The organism is Halomonas sp. MES3-P3E (assembly GCF_002836035.1).
GTDB lineage: Bacteria > Pseudomonadota > Gammaproteobacteria > Pseudomonadales > Halomonadaceae > Vreelandella > Vreelandella arctica.
In genome coordinates this window covers 154,886-170,438 of the sequence record NZ_PJBT01000192.1, presented here as the reverse complement: position 1 = coordinate 170,438, position 15,553 = coordinate 154,886, and the positions used below count along the sequence as shown (strand labels likewise).

At 54.5% G+C, this 15,553-nt stretch carries 13 protein-coding genes; 4 read left to right on the top strand and 9 right to left on the bottom strand.

Translation table 11 applies throughout. The annotated features are described in order from the left end of the window. Positions 1–16: 16 nt before the first annotated feature. Positions 17–1,177, bottom strand: a complete 1,161-nt coding sequence (locus CXF87_RS20640; protein WP_101148025.1) for an MFS transporter — start codon at positions 1,175–1,177, stop codon at positions 17–19. A 137-nt stretch (positions 1,178–1,314) separates the two neighbouring features. Between CXF87_RS20640 and CXF87_RS20635 the strand changes: the two genes are divergently transcribed. Further along, a complete protein-coding gene (locus CXF87_RS20635) occupies positions 1,315–2,703 on the top strand; it encodes an aminotransferase-like domain-containing protein (protein WP_101148024.1) in 1,389 nt (462 codons plus the stop codon). A gap of 3 nt (positions 2,704–2,706) precedes the next feature. On the opposite strand, the gene CXF87_RS20630 is transcribed toward CXF87_RS20635, so the two are convergent. The 6 genes from CXF87_RS20630 to CXF87_RS20605 form a co-directional block, all read right to left on the bottom strand. After that, a complete protein-coding gene (locus tag CXF87_RS20630; protein WP_101148023.1) occupies positions 2,707–4,197 on the bottom strand; it encodes an alanine/glycine:cation symporter family protein in 1,491 nt (496 codons plus the stop codon). A 328-nt stretch (positions 4,198–4,525) separates the two neighbouring features. Beyond that, positions 4,526–5,287, bottom strand: a complete 762-nt coding sequence (locus CXF87_RS20625) for a metallophosphoesterase (RefSeq protein WP_101148022.1) — start codon at positions 5,285–5,287, stop codon at positions 4,526–4,528. A 29-nt stretch (positions 5,288–5,316) separates the two neighbouring features. Beyond that, on the bottom strand, positions 5,317–6,132 hold the full coding sequence (locus CXF87_RS20620) for an alpha/beta fold hydrolase (protein WP_101148021.1): 816 nt from the start codon (positions 6,130–6,132) through the stop codon (positions 5,317–5,319). 820 nt (positions 6,133–6,952) lie between these two features. Beyond that, positions 6,953–7,967, bottom strand: a protein-coding gene (locus tag CXF87_RS20615) for an IS630-like element ISHsp2 family transposase (protein ID WP_076611625.1) whose coding sequence is annotated in 2 segments (ribosomal slippage) — positions 6,953–7,579 and positions 7,581–7,967 — 1,014 coding nt in all. Because the reading frame shifts where the segments join, the coding sequence is not laid out codon by codon here. Positions 7,968–8,018: 51 nt separating this feature from the next. Further along, positions 8,019–8,543 (bottom strand): spermidine N1-acetyltransferase, encoded by a 525-nt coding sequence (gene speG / locus CXF87_RS20610; RefSeq protein ID WP_101148020.1) that lies wholly within the window; start codon positions 8,541–8,543, stop codon positions 8,019–8,021. A gap of 148 nt (positions 8,544–8,691) precedes the next feature. Next, complete coding sequence (locus tag CXF87_RS20605) at positions 8,692–9,912, bottom strand: NAD(P)/FAD-dependent oxidoreductase (protein ID WP_101148019.1); 1,221 nt, start codon at positions 9,910–9,912, stop codon at positions 8,692–8,694. A gap of 115 nt (positions 9,913–10,027) precedes the next feature. On the opposite strand from CXF87_RS20605, the gene ltaE reads away from it, so the two are divergent. Continuing rightward, positions 10,028–11,035: a low-specificity L-threonine aldolase gene (gene ltaE, locus CXF87_RS20600; protein WP_101148018.1), complete on the top strand. Its 1,008-nt coding sequence runs from the start codon at positions 10,028–10,030 to the stop codon at positions 11,033–11,035. A 28-nt stretch (positions 11,036–11,063) separates the two neighbouring features. On the opposite strand, the gene CXF87_RS20595 is transcribed toward ltaE, so the two are convergent. Both CXF87_RS20595 and fhuB read right to left on the bottom strand, forming a co-directional pair. Beyond that, on the bottom strand, positions 11,064–11,678 hold the full coding sequence (locus CXF87_RS20595; RefSeq protein ID WP_101148017.1) for a LysE/ArgO family amino acid transporter: 615 nt from the start codon (positions 11,676–11,678) through the stop codon (positions 11,064–11,066). Positions 11,679–11,812: 134 nt separating this feature from the next. Then, positions 11,813–13,813, bottom strand: coding sequence for a Fe(3+)-hydroxamate ABC transporter permease FhuB (gene fhuB, locus CXF87_RS20590; RefSeq protein ID WP_101148016.1), 2,001 nt, complete (start codon positions 13,811–13,813; stop codon positions 11,813–11,815). Positions 13,814–13,986: 173 nt separating this feature from the next. Between fhuB and CXF87_RS20585 the strand changes: the two genes are divergently transcribed. Further along, a complete protein-coding gene (locus CXF87_RS20585) occupies positions 13,987–14,919 on the top strand; it encodes a siderophore-interacting protein (RefSeq protein ID WP_101148015.1) in 933 nt (310 codons plus the stop codon). After that, on the top strand, positions 14,912–15,523 hold the full coding sequence (locus CXF87_RS20580) for a cytochrome b (RefSeq protein WP_101148014.1): 612 nt from the start codon (positions 14,912–14,914) through the stop codon (positions 15,521–15,523). Before CXF87_RS20585 ends, CXF87_RS20580 begins: the two co-directional genes overlap by 8 nt. The last annotated feature ends 30 nt before the right edge of the window (positions 15,524–15,553 follow it).

Here is a 15,553-nt window from a genome sequence, read left to right as displayed (position 1 = left end):
CTTAAGTGGTCGTCGATCACGTGAGCGCTCTGCGCAGCATAGCGAACGCCGTGATCACACCGCCTAATAGCGCAAAACCAAACAGCGTTAGCGCCAGGGTATGCCCCACTGCATCAATGAGCACCCCGGTCGTGATCACCGGGAGGCTGAAGCCAACATACGCCATCAAAAAATAGCCTGCGCTGGCCTGAGGCGCGGACGCATCGGCCGCTGCCAACACGCCACTCAACCCACCCAGGTAGATAAACCCATAGCAGGCGCTGCTGGCAGCCACCGTGCCCAGCAGCACCGCTGCTAGGTAGCCTTGAACGGCTCCCCAGGCGATTAGCGCATAGGCCATCGGTAAAATCGCCAGCCCCAGTCGCGTCGCGCTTCGTGGTGTGAACCTTCTTGCCCAAGGCTGAAACAGCACCCCGCAGCTGCAAATACCGAACGTGGCGAAGCCGCTCCAGGTGGATAAACCGTGTCGCTGCAGGGCGGAAGGGAGTATCGCAATCACTAACCCCACCGTCGCCCAGGCCAGCAAAATAGCCAATCCAAAGGCAAAAGCGCCCCGAGGGTAGCTGGGCAGACGCAGTAGCGAACGCTTGGTGGCACTCGGCGGGCTATCCTCCAATGTAGTGACCACCACTAGCGCCAGCGCCGCGGCGACTAGGTAAATCCATAGGCTGGGCGGCGACACACTGGGGGTGTGAAAGAGAAACAGGCTGGTGACCGCTGCTCCCAGGCCAAACCCAAGCGAGGTGCTGGCCGTCACGACGTTGGTGGCGACGCGATTATCATCCCTATCCACGAGCAGTTGCATATACGCAGGCGCCACTGCCGACGTTAATCCCATGCTGATGCCCAACAGAAAGCGGGCAACCCCTAGTGCCACCAGGTTGGGAGCTATCAAGATCATCGCCGTCGCCATCAGGCTTAACAGTAGTGCAGCAATGATCATTGGCTTGCGCCCCACCCGATCTGCCAAGCCATTTAAGCCCAGCAGTACCGGCAAGACACCCGCCACATAGCAAGCAAAGGCGAACGTGGTTGCCCCTACCCCCAAGCCATCGCGCACCGCCAGTGCATCGTAGAGCGGCGCCTGTAAATTGACTGCCGTGGTAATCATGCACAGTGCAAAGGCCAGGCCAACAGCGCTACCTTGGGCGATGGTTCGATTTAAAGCGCGATTCATAGCGTTATCCTAAATAAGCCAGTATTTGAACCGCTAAGCTCCCACGCTTGCCGATCACCGGTAAGGTACACTTAACCACCACTTTCAAGACACTGTTCCGCCCTTTCCGAGAACAGTTGTGAGCCACAGGGTCAGCTATGAAGCTTAAGGTTAACCGCGACGCCCCCACGCCCATTACACAGCAGATTGAAGCCGGTATTCGCACCTGGATTGCAGCGCACGGTGCCGGTGGTGGCCGCCGTTTACCCTCTATTCGCCGATTGGCAGCGACCCATCACATTAGCCGTAACGCGGTGATTGACGCCTATGAGCGCTTGGTGGCTGCCGGTTTGGTGCGCTCCCGGCCCGGTTCAGGTTTTTATGTGGCGGATAGCGCAGCAGGACTGGTGTCACAACCAGAAGCTACGAGCGGATTGGAAGAGGTCACCAATGGCCTGTGGGGGCTTTTCAGTGCCAACGAGCACACGCTTAAGCTGGGTTGCGGCTGGCTGCCAAGCCACTGGCGCGAGGGCGATGATCTGACCCATGCCATTCGCCAGGTCGCGCGTAAAAGCCGCTCGGGAATTTTCGAGTACAGCACGCCCCAAGGGCCAGAGGAGTTGCGCGGCTTGATCCAGGAACGCCTGCGACCCCTATCGATTACCGCTAATGCCGAGCAGATCGTGATGACCGGCGGCGGCAGCCATTCGCTGGATCTATTGGTCAGAATGCTGCTTGAACCGGGCGATGTGGTGTTCGTGGAATCACCGGGTTATTACAACCTGTTCGGCCTACTGCACCTGCAGCACATCCGCGTGATTGGCGTACCGCGATTGGCAGATGGACCAGATATCGAGCGCCTGGAGACGTTACTGGCGCAGTACCAACCCAAGCTTTTTTATATTAACAGCGTGTTTCATAACCCCACCGGCAGCACCCTCACCCCAGCGGTGGCTCACCGGGTGCTGCAGCTCGCCGAGCAGCACGATTTTCAGATTATCGAAGACGATATCTACGCGGATTTTCAGCACGCACCGACGACTCGCCTAGCGGCCTTGGACGGTTTGAATCGAGTGTTCTATCTTGGCAGCTTTTCAAAAAGCCTCTCCTCTTCGCTGCGGGTAGGCTTTATCGCCTCCCCACCCTCTCTGGTGCAGCGCTTGGTCGATATTAAGATGCTGACCAGCATTTCTGCGTCGCGCTTTGCGGAGCAAGTGGTCACTACCATGCTGCAGAACGGCAGCTATCGAAAGCTGACCGAGCGGCTGCGCACCAAGCTCGCCAATCAAATGGCGTTGGCGCTAGGTATTCTCAAAAAGGCAAACTGGGAGGTTTATACCGAACCGACAGGGGGGATGTTTGTGTGGGCCAAGCCACCGACCGCCATCACGCCAGAGGCGCTGTCTGAGCTGGCTGACCGGTGCGAGGTAATGCTGTCACCAGGACATCTATTCTTTGCGGATCATCAACCAACCCCCTGGCTCCGGCTAAACGTTGCCTATATGCAGGATCCCAGGGCGAAGGCGTTTATTGATACAGTCCGTTGAACCCTACCCTTCCTTGACCTCTTTCACTGGCCATACATCGGCATCCACAAGCTCTGGGCGTTTCAGTATGGCAGGGTCAAATAGTGGTTCTTTAATACCTTCACGGCGCTGGCGCTCATAGTCTTTCAGCACGGCTACGGCGATTGGCCCCATGATTAGTATCGCAAACAGGTTAGTAGTCGCCATCAGCCCCATCGCAAGATCGGCAAAGTCCCAGACGACACTCAGCTCAGCCACCGACCCGAGCAGCACCATAACGATCACAATCACCTTGAACACACTCACCGCTTTTGCGGCGTGACGGCGGAACAGGAATTCGATATTCACCGCTGAGAACGAGAAGTTGGCCAAGATTGAGGTAAAGGCAAAAAACAGAATCGCCAGCGCGATGAATATCTCACCAAACCCGCCTAGATGATCCACCATGGCATCCTGGGTCAGTTGAATACCTTCAATACTATCGCCCGGCGACTCCGACATCAGCCGCTCATAAACGCCTGAAAGCAAAATCACTACTGCTGTGCAGCTACAAATCACGATGGTATCGACGAATACACCGAAAGATTGTACTAAGCCTTGGGCCGCCGGGTGCTTGACGGTCGCCTGGGCCGCCGCATTTGGGGTGGAACCCATGCCCGCTTCATTAGAAAACAGGCCACGCTTGACACCGTTTTCCATTGCCGCTTTGATCGCATAGCCAGCCGCGCCACCCACCGCTGGGCCCAACCCAAAAGCACTCATCACAATCAGCGAGAGCATGTCGGGCACGGCAGAAAGGTTAGTGAACAGTATCCATAGCGCCACGAGCAGATAAGCAATCGCCATTGCTGGCACAATTTTCTCAGCGGTACGCGCTACCGACTTGAGGCCGCCATAAATGACAAAGCCTGCCAAGATGGCAATCACTACGCCCGTCAGCCAATTGGGAATGCCAAAAGCGCCATTCATCCCTTGCGCGATGGTATTGGATTGCGCCGCATTAAACGCCAAGCCATACGCAATAATCAGAAACACTGCGAACAGCGCGCCTAACCAGCGCCACCCCAGGCAGCGTTCGATATAGTAAGCTGGCCCACCGCGGAATACGCCATCCTCGTTGCGATGCTTATAGACCTGGGCCAAGGTCGACTCGATAAACGCGGTGGCAAAACCCAGCAGCGCGGTCACCCACATCCAGAAAATCGCCCCCGGCCCGCCAATCCAGAGCGCCAGAGCCACACCGGCTAGATTACCGGTACCGACCCGCGCCGCCATCGACGTCGCAAAGGCCTGAAAGCCACTGATACCATCCCCAGCTCCGCGGGCAGTGAATGTCACATACGCCATGTGCCTAAACAAACGAAACTGCATACCTTTGGTCATGATGGTAAACAGCAGGCCAGCGCCTAGCAGTAGATAGACAAGAATGTAGCTCCAGATAAAGTTACTGACAGGCATCATGATGGTATAGAGACCATCGCGCAGCGGGGCAATGAGTAATTCGAGGGTCTCCATGGGAATGCTCTCCAGTTAGCGTTTGTTCACACCCGGGATCCCAGAAAATCCAGGAAGTACCCTAGCCCAATGTGTTGAAATGGCCGCCGAAAACACGACGCCACACACCGATTCTAGCCAGTTTTTGTACCAGCCCCAAAAAACATGCATAAAAAAGCGGCCCGCAGGCCGCTTAGCGTGTTCAACGCTGCGTGCTGCGCTTCAAGCCGCTGACGATCTTCATGTTACGGCAGCGAATACCGGATTACTTTTTTATAGGTACTTAGCAGCTTTTCTGGGTGCCAAAATAGCCATCAGATAATCACAACCCAATGAAATAAAAAATTTTTCATACATCAATCACAAAATCTGGCTTAAACAACTCAGGAGTGAACTCATAGGGATAACCACCGGGGTTAGCGATAACACGCGTACCGTTGCGCAAAATATCTATTGGTTCATGAACATGCCCATGCACCCACATATTCATCTTGCCCATTAGGTGCGGTAGGTTGGAGGCAAACGCGGGGGATAACGCGTCGCCTAGGTATTGGCCAGGAATACACTCATGCAGCGGTGCATGATGGCTGATCACCACCTTGGGGCCGTCAAACGGTTGGGCCAGTTGGCTTTCAAGCCATGCTAGCGCTTCAGCATGTAGCTGGCGGCTCGCTAGCGGGGTGAACGTTATACCAGGAGATGCCTCGACGATCTTAAAATCGGGCATATAACGCAGTGCTTTTGACTCGGTATGGGCAGGGTTTTGGGTCGGGTCATTGGCATAGAGCGCGAAGTCCGTCCACAGTGTTGTGCCGTAAAAGCGCACGCCGTCGAGGGTTACCGCGCGATTATCCAAAAGCTCGATATTGAGGCGCTCGGCTTCGCGCGCCAACTCTTCACGCAGCTGCGGCATGCATGTTCCGTAGAATTCATGGTTGCCAGGTACATAAATAATGGGCCTGTCCGGGAACCGGTGACGCGCCCAGGCAAGCCCTTCGCTCTCGCGATGAATATCGCCAGCTAGAATCACCACGTCGGCGTCCACTTCTGGCAGTTCGCGGTTGCCGTCGAAAAACTCCAAGTGTAGATCAGACAAAATACGCAGGCGCATAAGGCTCCTTGTGGCTTTCATCACGGTAGCTAGCGTGAACGATATTCAACAAACCGGCTGACCAGACTCACTACATCGGCTTCACACTCACGATGAGGGACGTGGTGAATATTGGCCAGCATTTCACAGTGTGCAGGGCCGTTGATATAGCGAACCATACGCTCCGGCTGACGGTGCGAGCCATACTCATCTTTCTCACCATGAATAACTAAGCTGGGACACGTCACCTGCGCCAATGCTGGCGTTAATGACCAGTTTTCAAACGCTGGATTTAACCAGGTTTCTGTCCAGGCATTGAGTACCCAATGGGCTTTATCACCATGATATTTTTCCAGCTTGGCAAGCTGTTCTGGCGCCTGAAATACCCCTTTGGCTTCCACAATACCGTTTCGCGTTCGTGCTTCGTTAAATGCCTGGGCAGAGATGGTAATCAAACCATCGCACTCATCGGCATATACCCCCGCGCAGTGAACAGCCATACAACCGCCTACGCTATGCCCAATGGCAATAAAGCGCTTAATATCCAATGCATCACGAAGGACAGAGAAATCTTGAGCCGGTTCATCATCGATAAAACTCAATGGCAACGTGTCGTGGCGGGCATCAGAACGGCCGAAACCAAGGCGATCATAGGCGACTACGGTGCGCTGGGTGGCTGCACACAGCGCCGCAGGAAAGCTACGCCATAGCTCAACGCAACCTAGTGAGTCGTGCAGCAGTACGATAGGGCTTTGTTCAAGGGACGCGGCACTGGCTGGTTGCCAGACACGTGTTAATAGTCGCCCCTCTGTGGCATCTATCATGCTGTCATGGTGTACAACCGAGGCGGAAGAGAGATAAGTCATTAGAAGATACTATCGTTATTTTTAGTCTTTTATTAACAATAACATATTTTATTTTAAGCCTGTTCCCCTTTACCCAGAGGTTTTATAACAACCTTTTATGCTGCATCGCAGCATAAAGAGGCTATACTTCATATGTAGTCCCATTAGGAGGACCATATTATGACGTTTCTCATACCCTCCCATGCACGCGATAATGAAGTTCTGGAGTTTTGGAGCTTGAATGCCCAGTGGCATCGTGCCGCAGCCGAGGCGCTGAAAGCCTATTTAGGTTAATTCAGGTGCTTTTGACTCTTTAAGACTAAAAGATAATCACCGAAGCCGGGTTAATTCCCGGCTTTTTTATGACTATGAAAAACTTTTTCATTCAAATGGATAGAGGTGTCAGTAGGCTAATTGTAAGCATATGCTTACACAAAATGGCAAATTACCTACATCATTTGGACTACCCGAAGCTCGCAAAAGCCCTTATTATCCTACCCAGAACTAAAATGCTGCTTCGCACAAATTAATTTGTGTACAAAAAAGGCTATGAATAAGGCCTTTCACTTAACCTCTGAAAAAGGAGTGGACGCTATGCAACACTCAGTGAATCAAGGACAGACAAGGGATGCCGATATTATGGAAGTATGGGCACACCGCGCACGACAACAGCGCGCGGCCTTTGACGCGATCAAGGCCTACTTAGGCTAAAGGGATAAGTAGTTAACACTATTCATACGCCTCGTCTCCGCGAGGCGTTTTATTGTGTAGTTTTATTAGGGCGTTTTGCTGTAACGCTTACAGCCAGTTAGATTCTGGCGCATCGACGCTATCTAAGTGCTTATTCAAAATTAATCGCGTGATCAGCTTCATAGCTACCCAATAGCCGGTGTACCTCTTCACAGAGGTGATCAAACGAAAGGTAAGCACTCAACGGCAGCCATGCGTACTTCATCTGACGCCACAGTATCTCAATCAGATTCAGCTCCGGCGAGTAGGCCGATAAGTAAACCAGATGCACACGGTGCGACATCCACTCGACTATTTTCCGCCTGAAGGCCTGCGAGCGATGCATGCTGGCGTTGTCGAGCACCACAACAGCGAAGGTATCGGTTTTTTTCTGTGCTACAAACTGGTCAAACGCTTCGATGACCGTCTCGGTGGTCACTGACCCGGTAGTGGTGTGGTAGATCAGTTTCCCAGCACGGCTGAGGAACCCCAATACGTTCAGCCTTCGGCTGTGTGAGTAGGCGGTCACCTCGCAGGGTTGCCCGATGGGACTCCACGCATAGGGTACCGACGACGATTGTGAAAAACCCGATTCATCAAAGTAATAGAGCTCGTGCTCACCCTGGTCCTCCTGCTGATGGAGTGCCTTGAGGAGGCCTTGGGTGTTTCGGAAATCCGTCTCGTCACGCAATGCTTTGAGTGAGTGCCGGATACGTTTGAAGCTGAAGTCATTTTTTTTTCAACGCTCGGCGAAGGGTCACCGTGCTGACGGTCTTGCCCGTCTCTTCTTCAAAACGGGCCTGCAAGGATCGAATCTGGTGAGGCTGTTCGGCGACGAGCTCCTGCAGTCGCTGATGATCGCTCTCGTCCAAGACGGGCGTGCGACCACTGCGGGGCTTGTCGATCAATCCATCGAGGCCTGACGCTTCCCATTGTTTGAGCCATCGTGATACGGCGTCGCGGCGGACCTCCAGTATCTGGCTAATTTGGTTGATCGTATGGCCTTGATTGCTCAGTAGGATGGCATGTGCACGGCGTCGTAGAGCACGCTTCTCACCGTGGTGATAGGCGGAGGACAGCGTCTGCTGTTCAGAGTCAGTAAGGGGAGCAACGAAACGCCTTAACATGGTTCCATCCGTTAGAGATATCAGACTCCAACGTTACACGAAAACTTAAGATCAGGCACTTATCTGGCCGAGGTAGGCGTCCTGCAGGATATACATACGCTTCACATCCCTATATTTGCCATTGATAAAGAACTCCTGCACTAGGTGCCCTTCCTCAATAAAACCGCTCTCCTCGTAAAGATGGATCGCTTTGACGTTTTCCACCGCCACAATGAGATACACCTTGTGCAGGTTTAAGATCGTGAACGAGTAGTGCAACGCTTGGTGAATCAACGAACGAGCAAACCCTTTGCCCTGATGATCGGGAGCAATGATGATTTGAAATTCAGCGCTGCGGTGGATGTAGTCGATCTCAATCAGCTCCACCAAACCAATCGCGTTACCATGGCTATTTTCCGCGACAAAGCGCCGTTCGGCATTGTCATGAATGTGCTTGTTATATAGCTCTTCCAACTCATCAAATGACTCGTAAGGTTCCTCAAACCAGTACGACATGATGCTCTGGTTATTATTGAGCTCGTGGACAAAGCGCAAATCATTGCGCTCCAGTGCCCTTAAAAATAGTGTGTGGCTCATTGTCCTCTACTCTGGTGGGTATCCCATAAGAATACCCGTTTCTCCTTGGCTCGCTGCTAAATTTTAAGGGCGCTGTGAACTCTGTTTTAAGTGCTTAGGTGTTTTGTGATGATTAGGTGTTTTGTGATGATTAGGTGGTTTTTGATGGTCAGGTGGTTGTAGCTATCCGCTTGAATGAAAATAGCTCTGCCAGCGGATGCTCTTCTCCTTCGATCAGCGCGCGCAGTAATTTTGCACCGATCATGCTGTAGCTAATGCCATTGCCACCATATGCCATGGCGAAGTGTACGCGGGGCCCATGGGCCTCATGGGGGCCAAAAAATGGCAATCCGTCTTTGGTTTCGGCAAACGTACCGCCCCACGAGAACGTTGGATTAATATCCAGCTTAGGCCACAACGCCTCTACTTTGCTCGCCAGCCCCTGGGCTTTCTCTTCGACCCGCGCGTCGCGACGCTGGGGGATATCTTCATCATCATCGTCGCCCCCTACAAGCAAGCGGCCATCGCAGGTAGTTCGTAGATAGAGATAGGGCCGCGCAGACTCCCACACCATGGTATGGCGTAATTTACCCAGTGCTTTGGGTGAGAGGGGATCGGTGATTAGCGCGTAGCTACTGCGGTTGATCGCCACGCTTTCCGGCAACCAAGCTTGCGATTCATAGCCGGTCGCCAACACCACGTGCTGGCAGCGCAGGTTGGAGCCATTGGTCAGTGTCAGCGTGACTCCCTGATCATCCGGCGTCATCGTCTCCATTTGTGTTCGGTCATATACCTCACCACCACGCTCAACCACCCTGGCAAACAGCTGATAAGCCATACGGTAGGGGTCAATACTGGCGGCCAACTGGGTAAGAATAGCGCCCGGTGCTGCAAAACCGTAATCGGCTAAAATAGTGTCGCGCTCAAGCCAAGAGGCGTCGAAACCATGCTTTTGGCGCAGCGCTAGCTCTTCTTTGAGTGACGCAACATCCCCTTCATCACTGGCATAATAAAGGCTTTGTTGACGCGCAAAATCCACATCCCCCAACCCTGCCGCTAACGTTTCGAGCTCTCTAATCGCCTCAGCACAGGCACGGTAAGCGAGCACAGCATTCGCTTCTCCATAAAGCTTCGCGAGCTCCGTCATATGGGTATCAATTTCATATTGCAATAAAGCAGTGCTGGCGGCGGAACTGCCCCAGCCAATATCACGCCGTTCAAGCACCACGACATAATGACCATGGCGGCTTAACTCGTCCGCAATTAACGCCCCCGTAATACCACCACCGATGACGACAATATCGCATTGGTGATCGCGAGCAAGCGGGGGATACGCTTTAAGCAGGCCGTTTTTTACAGCCCAAAAGGGGTAGCCACTTTTTAGATCCATCGGGTTGCCTATGCTGGAGAGACTTGCAGTATGCTGTTAACCATAGATGGTTCTTATAAACTTGCTTAAAAAATTTAATCTAAGTTGTTGCCCTTACAAAAAAAAGGAGATCTGCATGATTGATTTACGCAGTGATACGGTGACCCGCCCCACTCCCGCCATGCTGGAAGCCATGATGGCAGCGCCGGTAGGTGATGATGTGTGGGGCGATGACCCAACGGTGAATGCGTTTCAAGCCAACCTGGCCGAGCAGGCAGGTAAGGAAGCCGCGCTGCTATTTCCTAGCGGCACACAAAGCAACCTAGTGGCGCTAATGGCTCACTGTGAACGCGGTGATGAGTACATTGTGGGGCAGTCAGCCCACACTTATCGCTATGAAGGTGGTGGCGCTGCGGTATTGGGGAGCATCCAACCCCAGCCCATTGAGAATGCCGCTGATGGCTCGCTACCTTTGGAAAAAATAAGCGCCGCGATTAAAGCCGACGATTTTCACTTTGCCCGCAGTAAACTATTAGCATTGGAAAACACCATTGGCGGCAAGGTACTCCCGGCCGACTATGCGCTAAAAGCGACCGATCTTGCTCGCGAACGCGGGCTGGCAACACACCTAGACGGCGCACGTCTGTTTAATGCCGCCATCGCAACCGATACATCGCTTAAGCAGCTGTGCCTGCCATTCGATAGCGTTTCCCTGTGTTTTTCAAAAGGCCTGGGGACTCCGATGGGATCGGCGTTGGTGGGTTCTCAAACGCTGATTGATAAGGCTCGCCGTTTACGCAAAATGGTAGGCGGTGGTATGCGACAAGTGGGCATTATCGCTGCGGCCTGTCAATACGCCCTGGATCACCACGTTACCGATCTCAGCGAAGATCACCGCCGTGCCGCTCGATTGGCGGAAGGGTTGGAGAAACTGCCAGGGGTAGAGATCACCTCGCAAGCCACCAATATGGTATTTGCACAAATTCCCGACGCCCATGTCCAGCCACTATCCGCCTGGCTAAAAGAGCATGGCATATTAATTGAGTTACTGTACGCCACCCGTTTTGTGGTCCATCGCGATATCAATGATGCCGATATTGATAAAGTAGTAGCGGTGATGGAGGCCTATTTCAGCCGTCACTAAATGCTAACTAACTTGCTCACTAAGCGGTTTAGCTAAGAGAAGTTGCTCCCAGGGCAAGATGAACGGCGATGCCTGCCATCATTAACCCAATCAGACCATCGATGATGCGCCAAGCGATAGGCTTTGACAGCCAAGGCGAAAGTGCGGCGCCACCCCAGGCCAGCAGACTAAACCAGAGGATGGAAGCGGTAGATGCCCCTGCCACAAAAACACCGGCGCTCTCCTGCTGAGCGCCGATGGCGGGTATCAACAGCAGCGTATCCAGGTAGACCTGAGGGTTGAGCACGGTGACGGCAAGGGTTGCGAAAATCACTTTCGTTAAGCTAGGCGCTTTGCCCGCTTCGGCTCTCAACCCTTGCCGTCCACTGACGGCTCTAAATAACGCCTGCGCCGCCAACCAGCTTAAAAACACCACGCCCACCCAGCGCATTGCCTCCAGCGCACTGGGCATCGTCAGCAGAAAGGCGCTCACCCCAAACATACCCGCCGTGAGCAGGATAATATCCGCACTCATGCACAGCCCCGCCGACCACCAGTGATACTCGCGGCGAATAGCCAACCCTAAGATATAAGCGTTCTGCGCCCCAATCGCCATGATGATGCCGCCGCATACCAGCAGCCCGGTGAAGTAGCTTTCCCACATTGCCTAGCTCCCAGTGCCAGAATAAGTATCGTGTTAAACAAACGTGGCACTAAGATAACGAGCAAGCTGGATAACTAATAATCATCCTGCTAATGGGGCATCAGTTTTACTTATAAAGGGATGCTTTTAGCGAATTAAAGCCGCCGCAGCCCCCACATAAAGTAGGCACCGCCAATCAGTGAAGCGACCAAGCCTGCCGGTATCTCGTAAGGGAAGATAATCTGACGCCCTACCCAATCCGCCAGCACCATTAGCAGCATGCCGATCAATGCCGCTCCTAGCAGATGCTGCTTAGCTCTGGAGAAACCCACCAACCGCGCCATATGCGGCGCCAGTAGGCCAATAAACGAAAGCGGCCCTACCACCAGGGTAGCGCAGGCGGTTAGCAAGGCCACCAGTAGCAGCAACACCAAACGAGCGCGGTTGAGGGTTACCCCAAGCGCCTTGGCCGTCGGCGCGCCTAAGGGCAAGATATCCAGCCAGCGGGTGAAGGGTAGCGTGATCAGCGCCAGCGCGGCGGCAATGCCCCCTACCACCACCGCATTGGTGATATCCACGTAGTAGGTGGATCCCGCCAGCCAAGCAATCACCTGCTGGCCACGAGGATCGCCACCTGCCAGCATTACGCTGCGAACCGCATCAAACAGCGCACTGATCGCTACCCCGGTGAGCAGTAAGCGTTCAGGGAGAAAACCACTTTTGCGGTTGATTCCAACCAGTACCAATAGCGTTGCAAACGCCCCTAGCGTGCCTACGCCAATCAGCATCATATTGGTGGGCGCAGGCAGCAGGAAAATTCCCAAAATCAGCGCAATGGCACAGCCACCGCTGATACCCAACACTTCAGGGCTGGCCATAGGGTTGGCAGAAAGGCGTTGGAGAATCGTACCTGCAATGGCCAGCATCAAGCCGCTGGCCGCGGCTGCCATTACGCGGGGCAGGCGCCACTGCATCACGCCCCAGTTATTAGGCGCAAGCCAATACCAACCGTCTACCCCCTGACCAAATAACAGGCCAAGCACTGTTGCGGCGAGCAGCGCGAGCAGTAACCCAGCAGCTAACCGCGAGGGTGCAGGGTGGCGATGCGTGAATACTCCCGCGCTTTTTGGCGGCCGATCGCCCTGCAGTTTTAAGCGCGGAATCAGCCACATTAATAGTGGCGCCCCTAGCGCACCGGTAATCGCCCCGGTAGGAATAAAGGCAGCCGCCATGCCCGAAAACTGCTGAAGCAAAAGATCCGTCGTGGCTAATAGTACAGCCCCCAAAAGGGTCGACCAGAGTAGCCGTGGCCCTAACCGGCGCGCGCCCGCCATGCGTACAATATTGGGTGCGGCCAAGCCAATAAAGCCAATGATGCCTACCACGCTAACAATGCTGCCGGTAATAAACACCGCCAGCCCCATGCCCGCAAAGCGAAGATAGGCAAGCGAAACCCCCAGACTCTTGGCGCTTGCATCATCCAGCTCCAACACGGCCAGCGGACGCAATAAAAACCATGCCGCTACGCAGCTAATGGCCAGCCGGGGCCAAAGTATCGCAACGCCGTCCCAACCATTTTGCGCTAGCGAACCAGCGCCCCAAATCAACAGCCCCGAGAGCGCTTCGTGGTTGAACAGCAGGAGCGCTGTGGAGAGCGCTCCTAAATAGAGATTCACCACCAGGCCTGCCAACACCACCACGATGGGCGCCAGCCCGCGACGCCACGAAAGCAGGAACACTAGCCCTACCGCCAGCGCACCGCCCAACAACGCTACCCATTCGCGCCCGGCAACCAGCAGCCCCGGTGCCAGCAGGGTGGCCGTCATCAGCGCCAAGTTCGCGCCCGAGGCCACCCCGAGTGTGGTGGGCGAGGCCAGCGGATTGCGCAGCACCTGCTGCATCAGCACCCCGGCCAGCCCCAAGCCGCCGCCAGCGAGCAAAGCAATCGAGAGGCGCGGCCACCAAGCGTAATAAAGCAGCAGCTCGTCAACGTTCTCAAAAGAGGGCGCTACAAGGGCCTGTAGTCCCAGCGCAAAACCGCCTTGGCCCTGCAGCCCCAGCCAAAACAGCACCACCATCGGCAGGCTAAGCAACAGGCAGGCTTTCGCTGGCGACATCCCTCCCATTCGCTGGGCGAATTGAGCAGCGCCTAACATAGCGAGCAATCCCCTTTCATAAACGAGGCACTTTCCGAAGGGACGGCGGTAGGCAGCAGCATCATTGGTTAGCCTTAATCGTGTTTGGAAGTCAGTCACTGAATAATAACTATCGATTCTAAATGATAACGATTAGCACTACAATTGACACCTTTATCAAGGGAGGCAATTCTATGGCAGCCAAACCGAGCTACCAGCTATTCGATATCACCCTCGCCCGGCGCACCCAAGTCAGCGCCTCATTAGTTCGATTTACGTTCAGCGGCCCCGCCGTTAGCCAGATGACCACTTACGCACCGGATCAGCGCGTCAAACTGTTCTTCCCGGAAGGAGACGGTACTCTCGACCCTTTATTTGAAATCGCCAAACTGGATGAGCACGACTGGTATAGCGCCTACCGTGCCCTGCCGGATGCCAAGCGACCTTCCGCGCGCACTTACACTATCCGCGCTCTGCGCCCGGAAAAAGCCGAGGTGGACGTGGAGTTCGTGCTCCACGGTGACACGGGGCCCGCATCACGCTGGGCAATGCATGCCCGCCCCGGCGACCGCTTGGCCATGACAGCTCCTACCGCCAATGCGGATGGCCCAAAGCTAGGCTACGAGTGGAAGCCGCCCCAAGGCGTACGCCGTATTCTGATCATCGCCGATGAAACCGCCCTACCCGCTGCTGCCGGCATTCTGGAAACCCTTGATGATTTGCCGCTCAAACCCAAAGTCGAAGCGCTGTTCGAAGTGCCTCGTGGCGACGACGTTCAGCCGCTGCCCCAGGCCGCCAAGCTGCGCTGGCTGGCCCGCGACGCTGAACCGGGCTGCCAACACGGTGAACTGCTAATGCGAGCGCTGCGTGATATCGATTTACAAAAAGAAATTCAAGCGCTAGGCGGCACACCTACGTCACCCACTCCCCAGGACAAAAGCGACGATGAGGAGGGACCACTCTGGGAACCCGCCACCCTGGATGACAGCGCACCCTTCTACGCCTGGATCGCCGCTGAAACCAAGGTCGCCATGCAGCTGCGCCGCTATTTGATTAACGAGTGCGGGCTACCAAAACAGTACGTTACCAGCATGGGCTACTGGCGCCTGGGCAAGGCCAATGGTTAAGGGAACAGCAAACAACACGGCGCTAAACAGTAGCCACACAAGCAAGCCCGCTCACACGCCTCTTGGCTGGCGAGACAGCCCGCATCACTTTGGGCGTATTAGTCGGGCTTTACACTGGCTTACGGCGGCGCTGGTTTTATTTCAATTTATCGTCGTACTGGCTTGGCGAGCCATGGGCGAAAACTCACTCACAGTCTTCCTATCAAGCATTGGCCCGCACGGTTCCCTGGGCTTGCTAATCTTACTCGTGACCCTGGCCCGCCTTGGCTGGGCATTGAGTAATCGTCAGCATCGCCCACTGGCTCCACCGGGAATTAGTGGTCAAATGGCACGTATCGTCCATATCACCTTTTATGGACTGCTGCTGTGGCTGCCCGCTTTTGGTCTATTGCGCCAGTACGGCCGTGGTGGAGCACTCCAATTCTACGGCCTTGATTTACTGCCCGAAGCAGAGCGTAACATCACCTGGATGATGGCTCCTGCCGGCGTGCTGCATAGTCCACTCTCCTGGCTGCTCTTTGGACTCATCATCGGCCATATCGTTATTGCCCTGGTTCGTCGCTTATGGCTCAGGGATTCAATATGGGCGCGTTTGATGGGTTAAAGGAGCCGAGGTTGATAGACATTTTATTAT